This window comes from Pseudoalteromonas sp. GutCa3 (genome assembly GCF_002836155.1).
Lineage (GTDB): Bacteria > Pseudomonadota > Gammaproteobacteria > Enterobacterales > Alteromonadaceae > Pseudoalteromonas > Pseudoalteromonas arctica.
In genome coordinates this window covers 67,213-80,403 of sequence record NZ_PJBK01000073.1, presented here as the reverse complement: position 1 = coordinate 80,403, position 13,191 = coordinate 67,213, and the positions used below count along the sequence as shown (strand labels likewise).

Below are 13,191 nucleotides of genomic sequence, written 5' to 3'. Positions count from 1 at the left end.
ATTAAAAGTAAGCCTCGTAAATTAGTTTTAAAGCTAAAAGTATAACCATAGTATTAAATACAGGGCGAATAAATTTACTACCAAAACGTATCGCCGAATGTGCTCCAAACCATGCGCCTAGCATAATAAAAAAGCCCATTGTTATGCCAAGTAAAAAGTTTACATGGCCGAGTGCTACAAAGGTAATGAGCGATATAAAGTTAGAAACAAAGTTCATTGAACGCGCTAAACCACAATTGAGTAGCAAGTTCATTTTATAAAGCATGCCATTAGAAGCGGTCCAAAATGTCCCCGTACCTGGGCCTGCTAAACCATCAAAAAAGCCTAATGCTAAACCCTGTAGCCATTGTTTTATTTTCATCGCTTTGTTTAGTTTAGGGAGCTCATCGCCTTCTGTGGTACTTAAATTACCAAATAAGCTATAAGCGGCAACTAAAATAATAATAATGGGTAGTAGTTTGTTTAAAAAATCGATACTTAAATGATCAACAATAACAGTACCTATCAATGCACCTATTGCAGTAGCAACTATGGAGGCAGCCCAAAACTTTGGACTAAATAAGTTCTTTTTATAGTATGTATAGCTTGCTGTTAAGGAGCCAAAACTTGCTGCTAGTTTATTGGTGCCTAATGTTAAATGTGGAGGTAAGCCTGCAGTTAATAAAGCGGGCACAGTTAACATACCACCGCCACCGGCGATAGCGTCTATAAAACCTGCGGCAAGTGCAACAGCACATAAAACAGCCCAAGTTGTTGGATCGAGTGCGAGTTCAAACATTAATAATCTATTTGTCTTTTAAAAGGTGGTAGGGTGTCGAGCATGGCTTTACCGTATCGCTTAGTAATTAAGCGCCTATCGAGAATAGTAATACAGCCTTCATCACTCTCTTTTCGCAGCAGTCTACCACAGCTTTGTACCAATTTCTTTGCGGCGTCTGGCACGGTAATCGTTAAAAACGGGTTACCGCCTTTGCTTTGTACAAATTCTGCTTGCGCTTCTTCTATCGGCGAAGTAGGTACAGCAAACGGAATTTTAGTAATTATTAAGTTCTCTAAATATTTTCCTGGTAAATCAAGGCCTTCTGAAAGGCTTTGTGTTCCAAATAAAATACTGCCTTTGCCTTCGTCTACATTTTTAGTGTGCAATTTAAGCAACGCTTCTCGCGACATCTCACCTTGTACTAATAAGTTAAAACCTTTTGTTCTAAGAAACTTTGTTACGTGGTCCATTTGCCAGTAAGAAGCGAATAGTACAAGGTTCGCTTTTTTATCATTTAGGTACTCTGGTAAAGTTTTAGCTAGGTGATCACTAAAGTCTTTATCGGTAGGTTCTACTTTAGATACCGGAATACGTAAAGTGGCTTGTTTTGGGTAGTCAAAAGGAGAAGGTACTTTAATAAATTTAACGCCTTCTTCTTTAGCAAGTCCTGTTTCGTAAGCAAAGTGATCGAACGAGCCCAGTGCACTTAATGTAGCAGAGCACAAAACAGCGCCCGCGCATTCTCGCCACAATTTATCTTTTAAGTAATAACCGACCTCGATAGGGCAGTCGCTTAATAAGTGGTCGTGATGGCTTTTGTATTCAAGGCGTTTTATCCACCGTGCATGAGGAGCACCTTCGCCTTTTTTTGCGTAACTAAACCATAGTTTGTTTAGTTGTTCTAACCGGTTTATGTATTGACCGCTTTCGCCTAGTATTGGGTCGGCAACGTAAGGTTTTATGTCGCCATCACTTACATCTTGGGTAAGGGTGTCGTGCATTTTGTTTAAACAGCGCAGCGCATCTTGCGTGGCTTCGCTTATATCTTTTGCTTTACTGTGCAGCGATTGTGGAATTTCACCGTGTTCAAAGCGATAAGTATCGTCTTTTGAGTATTCAAAGTCGGCATTATCAAGAATATCGCGAACTACTTTTAAATCTTTATTCGCGTCATTAATGCTGTCGCAAAGTTTAAAGTTTTGCCCAATAGCTCTTTGCCCCACTAAAACCTTCGCCATTTTCCCGCTAAACTTGGTGAGCTTATCAAGCCATTCTATCGTGCCTTTAATTGTGGCAGCAGCTGATGAAAAATCGCGTGTTATATGTGCTAAATGATGCGCTTCATCAATAACGTAAATGGTGTTGTCGGGCTCTGGTAAAATTTTACCACCGCCTAGGTCTAAATCGGCAAGTAATAAAGAGTGGTTAATTACCAGCACATCCATTTGCATTAATTGATTACGAGCAAGCTGAAACGGACACGTTTGATGGGCCTTCATTTGGCGCTGGCACGAATGTTTGTCGCACGCTATTAAGTTCCACACTCTATCGGGAACAGTATCGGCCCAGCTGTCTCTATCGCCTTGCCATTTTTTATTCACATAGGCGTTATATAGCTCATTCAAACACTTGGTTTCCATTGCGCTCAATGGTGAAGTAAGCGTTGGCATAAAGTCCATTTGTGTTTGGCTATCGCCGTTTACAGCATTATGTAATTTGTGGGCACAAATATAACGATGGCGACCTTTTACCAAATCAAATTTAAAGTCGAGGCCTGAATGTTTTTTAAAAAATGGGAGTTCTTTTGCTATTAATTGTTCTTGCAGTGCAACGGTTGCGGTAGAAATAACTAGCTTCTTTTTTTGCGCTAAGGCAAGCGGTAATGCGCCTAAACAATAGGCAAGAGACTTACCGGTACCGGTGCCTGCTTCAATTACGCAAATGCGCTGCTTTTTATGGTATTCGCCAGCAAGCGTTTTTGCTATTTCGGCTACAAGGTAGTTTTGACTGCTACGAGGGCGATAATCGTTTAGGTTGCTAGCCACATGCTGGTGTACTTGCCTAATTGTTTTTTTTAGTGAGTCAGAAAGCATGGGATGATTTACCTAAAGTATGTATATAATTACAGTGCTATGGATTTTAGAGTTATAAGAGTGTAACTACAAGCAGCTTGTTTACTAATTTAGCCTATTAAGCAGTGGCGTTAGATGATTTGCATATTTTTTCCAGTCAGTCAGCGCTTCTTTGTAAATTGGCTTACGTACTTGTTCTGAACTGGGAGTTAAAACAGGGCGTTGGTTATTATAAAACTCATAACACGCTTGCTCTACTACTAAATTGCAATGTTCAAATAAATCATCAACCGTTTCAGTGAAGTTGTTTATTAAGCTTTCATAATTAATTGTATATATTTCGTCAGGATATACGCTATGCCAATGTGTCATCAGCTTATAATATTCATTCATGTAGTGAGCTAAATCTTCCTGATCATAGCTATAACTATGGCCTTGTGAAAATGAGTGCTTATAAAGGCTCCATGCAGTCGCTTTTTTATCTCGTTCTACATCGATTATTTTTGCATTAGGGAATAAAGTTTTGATAAGAGCAATATGTTGAAAGTTGACTGGTTGTTTATCAATAAAGTAAGGCTTGTTATTGCGAAAAGGTTCAATGAATTTTAAGTAGCGTTTGGCTAATGTTGCCAAGTGATCTTGAGTCAAACTATTTAGCTTATAAGGTACGTTGCTTTTTATCTGAAGGTTTTCTAACTCTACTGCAATAGAATTGATTTCTGATAATTCATAGCTAGCGTCAACATGGCTATGCGATGCCAGTATTTGCTCAATAAGTGTAGAGCCACTTCTAGGCAAGCTTACAATAAATATTAGCTGGACTTCATTTTCGGTTGAGGTATGTACTGTATTGGCTACTTTTTTGGTTAGGTATTTTTTACAGCGCTCATTAAAGTCATTAGTAATGTAAGGGGTAAGTGACTTTTGTAAATCGTTACTTATTCTTAGCTGCAAAAAGGCATCTTCATACCTGCTATGTTGTTCATATGCTTTAGCTAAAGCAAAGTGAAGTTGTGCTTTATTTAATTTATTTGAGTCTATTGTTATCTGCTGTTCTAAATTAGCTATATTGAGCTGAGTGAAAGTATATGTTTTTAAGTTTGCTAAGTTCCAATAGGCTTCGCCGATATGGGGAGCTAGTTTTATTGTTTTGCAATAGTACGCAATAGCACTTTGGTTATTGCCAATTATCTTTTCTATGTTTCCAAGTCTTAAATTGCAATATGCGGGGTAATAATTTTTATTTAACAAAGATTGGTAATTTAGAGATGCATTTTTGAAGTCCATCATTTTTACATAGGCAGCAGCGAGTAGACTTTGGGATTGTGGTAGTAAAGTAACTAATTTGGTCGACCTATTATAAAAAGAGATTAGTTCTAAATATTGCTTTGTATTAAATAATGCTTCAATGTGCGCATCATAAGCGGCTGATTTTGTGCTGTTTATATTTATATTATGAGAAGTAATAGCCAAATACGTTTTTAAGTCGTTTGCCTGAAAAGCTATTTTACTTAATAACACTAAAACACGGTATTCATTCGCTACAAGCTTGAGCAACTCATGGGCAATGTTTTCTGCTGGTTTTAATTCTTTGTTTAATAGATGCTGATTCGCTTTATCTAAACGTTGGTTAAACCAAGCAATCATCTCATATTGTTTATTGGCTTTTTGGTATTGCTCTTGCTCTTTTAACTGTCGATGTACTTGGGTTAATACTTGCCAAGCTTGATGGTGCTCTGGTGCAGTTTGAATTAAAGATAATATTATTTTTTTGGCTTGTTGAAGCTTGTTTTGTTGAAGTAGATTATTAGCGTGTTGGATAATTTCAGAAGGGCTCATTGAATGCTCATATTATTTTTTCTTAAGACTAACTTAGAAAGAAATAAAATATAACCTGCTTTACAAATTTTATTTTTGTCGTTTTTTATTACAAGGCTTATTTCATTAATGCACTTAGACTCGGGGTTTATTCTCTCTACAGAAACAGTTGATTCACCTTTGGGCGTAAGTTTTGTTATTTGGCTTTTAACTGATAAAGGGCCATTAAAAGCAATTAGCTTACCAGAGTCAGTTGTTTTTTTTATCAAGTTAAAGGATAAAGCGACGGTAGAAAAAGTACTGCGGCTCTCAGATGTTTCTTTTGAAATTGTCCCTGTAGAATTAAAAGATTTTCAGCAGGGGACTGTGGCTGGTTGCTACTTTAAATCACTTAAACATTACTACAATGCGTTAAAAGCTCTAAGCGCAGAGGGCATTGTGACATACGAAGATGACATACGGCCTATAGATCGCTTTTTAATGGAGCGATTTATTAAAGGCTCCACATGGGTGAGAGGAGATATTACACATAAAGACGGATATAGGCTGTTAACCAATTGCCAATTTAAAAATAACCCAGATGTAAATCCTAAGTTTAAAACAGTTTCTTTAGACATCGAATGCAATGGAGAAGGGGTATTATTCTCCATTGGTTTGGTCGGTCATGGCATTGATTGTGTATTAATGATTGGCAGTCCGATTAAATATGGAGATGCAATTGAAGTAATATGGTGTGTTGATGAAATCGATCTTTTACAAAAATTACAGCACTTTATAGCAAAAACAGATCCAGATCTTATTATTGGTTGGAACGTCATTGAGTTTGATTTTTCTGTTCTTCACTCCAGAGCTGAAACTCTAGGTATAGAATTGCGTCTTGGACGTAATAACGAAAAAATAAAATTACGAGTAGGCCATTATACTCGATTAACTATACCAGGAAGAGTTGTTATAGACGGTATAGACACGTTAAAAAATGCGACCTACCACTATGATAGCTTCAGCCTGTCAAATGTAGCTGCTAAGGAGCTTGGTGAGAAAAAGTTCATCAGTTCAAGTGACCAGCTAGCAGAAATTGAACGCCAATTTAATGATGATAAGTTATCCCTTGCGAAATACAATAGACAAGATTGCGTACTGGTGCTACGTATTTTTAACAAATTAAATTTACTTGATTTTGCTGTTGTTAGGAGTCAATTAACGGGGCTTGAACTTCATAGAATGGGAGGTTCAGTCGCTTCATTTGTTAACCTTTATCTGCCCTTACTTCACCGAAGTGGTTATGTAGCACCTAATTTAGGAGATCATGGCTTAAATTTTGATAGTCCAGGAGGGTATGTAATGTCTTCAAAACCGGGATTTTATAAAAATGTACTTGTGCTCGACTTTAAAAGCTTATATCCATCAATTATGCGTACTTTTTGTATAGATCCTCTTGGGTTAATTGAAGGGTTGCTCAATCCAAAAGATGCAATCCCAGGATATAATAATGCACTTTTTTCAAGACATAAAAATCATTTACCAGCCCTTATAAAAACTTTATCAATAACAAGGCAAGAAGCAAAAGATAGCCAAAAACCTATGTTATCGCAGGCTATAAAAATTATTATGAATAGCTTATATGGAGTGCTTGGTTCTCGGGGATGTCGTTTTTACGATCCACGTCTTTCAAGTTCAATCACACTACGTGGGCACGATATAATGCAAACCACAAAAAAATGGATAGAGGAGTGTGGGTACAATGTAATTTATGGCGATACAGATTCAATATTCATTACTTTGGATGACGGTTTGAATACGCTTCAATGCGATGAAATTGGTAAACAATTAGCTATTAATATCAATCAACAGTGGGTACAAGAAATTAGTCAGAAGCACGACTTAGAGAGCTTTTTGGAGATTGAATTTGAAACCTTATACAGTCCTTTTTTTATGCCTACAATTAGGGGGAAAACGATGGGCTCTAAAAAACGATATGTAGGTCAAAAAATTAATAAAAATCACAATGAGCTAGTATTTAAAGGTGTTGAAGCAGTTCGAAGTGATTGGACTGAGTTCGCTCAAGAGTTTCAAGTAGAGTTGTTTGAAGCTTTGTTCAGTAGTGACTATAAAATAAGCCTTTTAGAGGAGTTAGTTAATTCTTACTCTAGGCGTTTACAAAATGGAGAATTTGACGATAAATTAATTTATAGGAAAAAATTAGGACAAAATTTAACTGAATATAAAAAGAATATTCCACCACATGTCCAAGCAGTTAAAAAATATAAAGCTCTGAACCCAAACTTTGAGGTGAAACGAGGGCAAGTTATAGAATATGTTTACACCTTTGATGGACCAGAGCTCAGTGATACAAATAAAAGACTGAATTATCCTTTGTATATAAAAAAACAATTAGACCCAATAGCCGAAATGATTTTTAGTGCTATGGAAGTGACGTTATCAAAGAGCATTCAAACCTCTCTCTTTTAAGTTACTGTAAGCTAAAAGTTAACCTTTGTGAATTTAATCCCTCCTTTTTATAATTTCCCCTAATGCAGTAATGGCGCTATTTAATAATGGCAATGTAAATTTTTTGACTCTAAATTGTAATTCTTTAGCTGTAAAAGTATTGCTAATTAACATTAGGTTAATTTTATGTTGACCACGTTGTGTTGCTGGTATTATCATAGCGTATGATTACTATTTATTAACAAATGGTAATCAAGCAAAAAAATATAAAAAATATAAAGTATTCTGGGAGAATCAAATGTTAAATAATAAAGTTTCAAAGGCGGTTCGCTTAGCGATAGCTTTCGGTACAGCTTCAACAGCTGCGTTTTCAGCAAGTTCTTTTGCTGCTGATGAAGAAAAAGTTGATAAAGTTGAACGAATTGAAGTTACTGGTTCACGTATCAAACGAACAGATATGGAAACAGCTAGCCCGGTACAAGTAACAACTGCAGAAGAAATTGCTGTTGCAGGTTTTACTCGTGTTGAAGACATGATGAATAGTTTGCCGCAACTAGAAGCGTCTAACACTTCTTTCCAATCAAATGGCGCTTCGGGCACTGCAACGCTTGATTTGCGTGGTATGGGCGCTCAGCGTACTCTTGTTCTTGTAAACGGTCGTCGTATGCAAGCTGGTGGTATCTACACACAATCAGCTGATATTAACCAAATTCCTGCTGCGCTAATTAAACGCGTAGATGTAATGACTGGTGGTGGTTCATCTACTTACGGTGCAGACGCTGTTGCTGGTGTTGTAAACTTTGTAATGAACGATCAGTTTGAAGGTTTTGAAGTTAATGTAGGTACAACCGCTTACCAACATAATAACGATAATGAATACATGCAAGGCCTAATGGATGATGCTGGCTTTGAGTATGAAGAAGGTAATACGGGTCTTGATGGCGCGTCGTTTGATTTTGCAGCGACTCTAGGTGGTGCATTTGATAGTGGTAAGGGCCATGCAGTAGCTTACTTTACTTACAACAGACAAAACGAATTACGCCAAGGTGCACGTGATTACTCATCTTGTGCTCTAAATGCAGCTGGTACTGCTTGTGGCGGTTCAGGTAATGCTGTTAACCCTAACTTCTATATCTCAGCTCCTAACGCTGACGGTGTTGTAGATTTTGGTGAAGGCCAGTATGAATACTGGACTCTAGGTCAAGATAGCAGCTTTATTCCTTCAGTTGGTAATACATATAACTACGCGCCAATTAACCACTTTATGCGTCCTGATGAACGTCATACATTAGGCATGTTTGCTAACTACGAAATCAATGATAGCTTCCGTCCGTTCATGGAAGCAATGTTTATGCGTAACCGCACTACAGCGCAGATTGCTGAGTCTGGTACGTTCTTTAATGATAATTACTCAATTGATTTTGATAGCCCATTATTAAATGATACACAACGTGCACAACTAACTGAGCGCTTTGGGTTGACTTCTGGTGATCAGTTTGCAACTTATATTGGTAAGCGTAACGTTGAAGGTGGTGCTCGTGCAGACAGCCTTGAACATAACTCTTTCCGTTTAGTATTAGGTAGTAAAGGCGAAATTAACGACCTTTGGTCTTACGAAGCATTTGCTCAATACGGTTCAACTTCATCTTCTTCAGCATATGAAAATGACTTCTTTGGTCCGCGTATAATCACTGCTTTATCAGCAAATGGTGAAGATTGTAGCGCGACTTCTGGTTGTATCCCATATGATGTTTTTCAGTTTGATGGTGTAACTGAAGAAGCTGCAAAGTCATTAACAGGTACAGCAATTCTTAACGGTGTTACTGAGCAATTGATTGTAAGTGGTTTTGTTACTGGCGAATTCGATTTCTCACTTCCATCTTCAGAGTACCCTGTTGCTGCAGTATTTGGTGCAGAGTATCGTGAAGAAACATTCAGTAGAACAGCTGACGAAGTATACGCACAAGGTCTATTACTTGGCCAAGGTGGTACTACTAAGAGTTTAAATGGTGGTTATCAAGTACGTGAAGTGTTTGGTGAGCTTAGCCTACCAATCGTTGAAGATTTACCGTTAGTTGAAAGTTTACTTGTTGAATTAGGCTACCGTTGGTCAGACTATAGCACTTCAGGTGCTGAGCCGACTTATAAAGTGGCAATGAACTGGGATGTAACTAGCGATTGGAAAATTCGTTCAAGCTACAACCGTGCAGTTCGTGCAGCAAACAATGGTGAGTTATTTGCTCAACAAAGCACTGGTTTATGGGCAGGTACAGATCCATGTGCTGGTACACCAACTTTATCAGCAGCTGAGTGTGCAAATACAGGTGTTTCTGCAAGCCAGTACGGCAATGTAGGTAAGAGCCCTGCGGATCAATATAATGCTCTGTTTGGTGGTAACCCAGATTTATCTCCAGAAATCGCTGATACTATTACTTTAGGTGTTGTTGGTAACCCATTTGAAAACTTCAACTTCTCAATCGATTACTGGGATATTGAACTTGAAGACGCGATTGGTAATATTGACCCAGAAATTCTTGTTACACAATGTGGTAAAAGCGGCGCGGCTGTATTTTGTGATAACGTAGACCGTACACCTGGTAGTGGTAGCCTTTGGATAGGTTCTGGCCAAGTTGTTGCTACAAATACTAACTTAGGTAATATCCATTACGAAGGTATCGATTTAAGCGCAAACTACGATATGGAAATTGCTGAAGGTACATTAAAAACTAGTATCATTGGTACCTACATGCTAACTAAGGAATTTGATAATATTCCTGGTGTAAGTGAAGTATATGACTGTGTTGACTCATTAGATAACGGTTGTTTCCCTCAACCAGAATGGCGTCATGTTGTATCTGCTAGCTACGACACGGGCAGCTGGTGGAGAGCTACTGCTAAATGGCGTTTCTTCAGCGGTGTAAACGATTACACTGGTGCTGATACATTAGTACAAGACGACGGTATTAGCTCACAAAGCTATATTGACCTTAAAGGTACATTTACTATTAATGATTACACGTCTTTATTAGTAGGTGTTAACAACGTTATGGATAGAGAGGCACCTCTAGTTGGTGGTTCATTATCAACAAACGCAAATGCTATTGCTGGTTACTACGATTCGTTAGGTCGTTACTTCCATGCGAGCCTTTCATTAAAATTCTAATTTGAATTAATTAATGTATATTAAGCGAGCTTAGGCTCGCTTTTTTTATGGGGAAAAAATGAAATCGGTAAAAGAAAGTTTACTGTTTGCAATACAGCAATTGAATCGTGGAAATATTGTAGCAGGAAAAGCCACCCTAGAAGGTTTATGCGACAACCCTGAGGTTAATGAGCAAGCTTTAGCTGTATTGTTTAAAGTAGCTATGAATGAAGGAGATTTAGTAAAAAGTAAGGAAGTTTGTAAAAGACTCATTTCAATAGCCCCCAAAAAATTCGATTATGTAAATACTCTTTGTCAATTATATGCCGCCAGTAATGAATTCTCTTTAGCAATAGACTTACTTAAAAAATACACTGAAATAGTACCGGATAGCACAATGTCGTATTTTCAATTGGGTGAAATGGCAAAAAAAGATGGCGATGGTATTCTTGCAAGTACATCTTTCTTAGCAGCTATCGAGCTTGGTTACCACGACATATATACCGCTTATGTGGAGTTAGCATCCGTCTACTCTGAGCTTTTAATTGATTATGGGACTGCGACTAATTATTTACAGCAGGCAATTACAATTGAACCAAATAAAATTAATGCCTATTTTAATCTTGCTAATATATATGAGCAGCTTGGTGATAAGCAAAACTGTTTAAAGAGCTTTAATCAGGTATTAAAGATAAATCCTTTATATGGCCTGGCGCATGCGAGAATTGCTGATATACAAACATTTAATAAAAAAGAAGCATTAGAATACGAACTAAAAAGCCTATCTATTTTAGAAGCTACAGAAGACGATGTGTTAAAAGCTGATATGTATTATGCGCTTGGGAAAGCTTTTGACGATAGCAAAGATTATGAAAAATCATGGTCTTATTATACTAAAGCCAATAGTTTTAATCGAAAATATATCCCGCAATACAGCAGAGTTGATATTGAACATCAAGTAAGTAGCACACTAGCAAGAGAGCTTAGTAACGTAAAAAGTAAGACTGGCGATATTGTTCCAATTATTATTTGTGGCATGTTTAGGTCTGGTTCAACCTTAATAGAACAAATAATTTGTACTTCTGAGATGATTAGCAATGGAGGAGAGATTGATTACTTGCATAAGCAACTATTCAATCTAATTGATAAGCCTAAAGTGCTGTTAAGCACGGTTAACTCACAATTATTTCAGCAAGGTTATGAGAAAGAATTAAAGTTAAGAGCGGGAAAGAGTAGTCTTGTTACTGATAAACGGCCTGAGAACTACTTATACATTGATATAATCAAAACGATGTACCCTGAAGCAAAAGTTATTTGGACACAGCGCGATATTAGAGATAACAGTTTATCAGCTTACTTTCAACATTTAGGCCCAAGTTTGAATTATGCGACAGCACTGAATGATACAGTGCACTACCATAAAGCGCAGCAGCATGTTAAAACACATTGGCTAAAAAAGTATCCTAATGATATTTTTACAGTCAATTATGATGAACTTGTTTCACAGCCCGAGGGGGTATTATTGCCTCTGTTCGAATTTTTAGGCGTAAAATATCAAGGTGAAAGCGGTTTATTTCATCAACAAAAAAATATTGTAAGTACTGCTAGTGTTTGGCAGGTGAGAAAGCCTCTTTATACATCTTCATCGGGAAGATATAAAAATTTCAGTAGGTATATTAAAGAAAGCTTATCTATTTCTGATTTTGAAGAGTTTAATAATGTATTAGATTAATCACTGAGAGTATTCAGCACTCAATAGAGCGCTGAATACAATTTAATTATTTAGTGGGTAAGTCTTTTATTTTAACACTACTACTATTGATTTTTTTCTTGAGACGAAGCTTATTAATTTTGTCTAATACTGCAGGTGAAAAGCGAGATTGAGAGCTAACTTTAGAGGATAACATATCGTCTAGGAAGCTAAGGTTCATAGCGCCTGCACCAGGCACGCTACTATTGGCTGCTACGGCATTGAGTAAGGCCGCTTTGTTGGTGGCATTACCCTCACCAAATGAGCGCTCAGTGCCGTATATGTCGGTTACATTCCAGTCCTCAATAGCTAGAATTAATTCTTCCGAATCTTCTACTTGTGAGTTAATAGAAGAATCAGAATAGTTTAAAATATGCTTTAGTAGATCGTTCTCAAAGTCAGGAAATAAAATTTTTGCTTGATCATAAAAAATAGAAACATTTAGACGATTTCTTTTAACTTGAACGCCTCGGTTGGAGTTTACAAACTCTTCAGCATTACCTGAAAGTTGTTGATATACCTTATCAGCTGTGTAAGCTTCGTTACGTAAATTCGGACTTCCAATTATCCCTTGATAGAAGCCATACATTACTATTTTCTTATTCCCAAATTTCTTAAAAACGATATTATGTTGAATATTATTAAGTGACAAGGTATGGCCTGAAACATTTATAAATTTATCGTTTAGTATTGAGTTTTCACCTTCGAGTAATTTTTTTGCATTCCGAACTGGGTAATGTTCAATTAACTTTTCAATAATGGCTGTATTATATAAGTTTAGCCAATAAGCTAATTGCTCATCTAAGGTTAATGCATTTAAAGGGACTTCTTCAGGTACTTTTTCTAGGCTTTGGCGAATTATTTTAAAACCTAGCTTAATATCCGATTTTACAACTTCTTCGAAGTAAAAGCGGTTAGCCTCTAAAGCCGTATCTCTGTCTCTATTAGATCGTAACCTTGTGCCATTACCTACTATTGGTTTTAGGATAGTCCTATCAGATAAACCCATGTCAGTAACGGTTAACTCTAGGAGTTGGTCTAGGTCTTCATAAGATATGCTTATATCCCTATTTAAGCCAAAATCTGAAAACTCTTCGGGTAAAGAGAATTCTTCAGCTTTCACTGGGATAAAAACAATAGCGATTATAAGTAGCAAGCATTTTATCATGATCAATCCTTTGTTTATTTTTATTTGTATAGC

The 13,191-nt window shown here is 37.0% G+C and carries 7 protein-coding genes; 3 read left to right on the top strand and 4 right to left on the bottom strand.

Annotated elements, in window-relative coordinates; translation table 11 throughout:
• Nucleotide 1 precedes the first annotated feature (1 nt).
• From CXF64_RS12740 to CXF64_RS12730, 3 genes are all read right to left on the bottom strand, one after another.
• Nucleotides 2–778 (bottom strand): sulfite exporter TauE/SafE family protein, encoded by a 777-nt coding sequence (locus tag CXF64_RS12740; protein WP_101217199.1) that lies wholly within the window; start codon nt 776–778, stop codon nt 2–4.
• Nucleotides 778–2,853, bottom strand: a complete 2,076-nt coding sequence (dinG, locus tag CXF64_RS12735; RefSeq protein ID WP_101217198.1) for an ATP-dependent DNA helicase DinG — start codon at nt 2,851–2,853, stop codon at nt 778–780. Before dinG ends, CXF64_RS12740 begins: the two co-directional genes overlap by 1 nt.
• An 84-nt stretch (nt 2,854–2,937) precedes the next feature.
• Complete coding sequence (locus CXF64_RS12730; RefSeq protein ID WP_101217197.1) at nt 2,938–4,671, bottom strand: tetratricopeptide repeat-containing sulfotransferase family protein; 1,734 nt, start codon at nt 4,669–4,671, stop codon at nt 2,938–2,940.
• Between the two features lie 108 nt (nt 4,672–4,779).
• Between CXF64_RS12730 and CXF64_RS12725 the strand changes: the two genes are divergently transcribed.
• The 3 genes from CXF64_RS12725 to CXF64_RS12715 all read left to right on the top strand — a co-directional run bounded on the left by CXF64_RS12725 (nt 4,780) and on the right by CXF64_RS12715 (nt 11,972).
• Nucleotides 4,780–7,119 carry a DNA polymerase II gene (locus CXF64_RS12725; RefSeq protein ID WP_101217196.1) on the top strand — a complete coding sequence of 780 codons (2,340 nt, stop codon included), beginning with the start codon at nt 4,780–4,782 and terminating at the stop codon, nt 7,117–7,119.
• A gap of 277 nt (nt 7,120–7,396) precedes the next feature.
• Complete coding sequence (locus CXF64_RS12720) at nt 7,397–10,261, top strand: TonB-dependent receptor domain-containing protein (protein WP_101217195.1); 2,865 nt, start codon at nt 7,397–7,399, stop codon at nt 10,259–10,261.
• A 58-nt stretch (nt 10,262–10,319) separates the two neighbouring features.
• Complete coding sequence (locus tag CXF64_RS12715; RefSeq protein WP_101217194.1) at nt 10,320–11,972, top strand: tetratricopeptide repeat-containing sulfotransferase family protein; 1,653 nt, start codon at nt 10,320–10,322, stop codon at nt 11,970–11,972.
• Nucleotides 11,973–12,018: 46 nt separating this feature from the next.
• On the opposite strand, the gene CXF64_RS12710 is transcribed toward CXF64_RS12715, so the two are convergent.
• Nucleotides 12,019–13,158 (bottom strand): DUF547 domain-containing protein, encoded by a 1,140-nt coding sequence (locus CXF64_RS12710; protein ID WP_101217193.1) that lies wholly within the window; start codon nt 13,156–13,158, stop codon nt 12,019–12,021.
• Between the last annotated feature and the right edge of the window lie 33 nt (nt 13,159–13,191).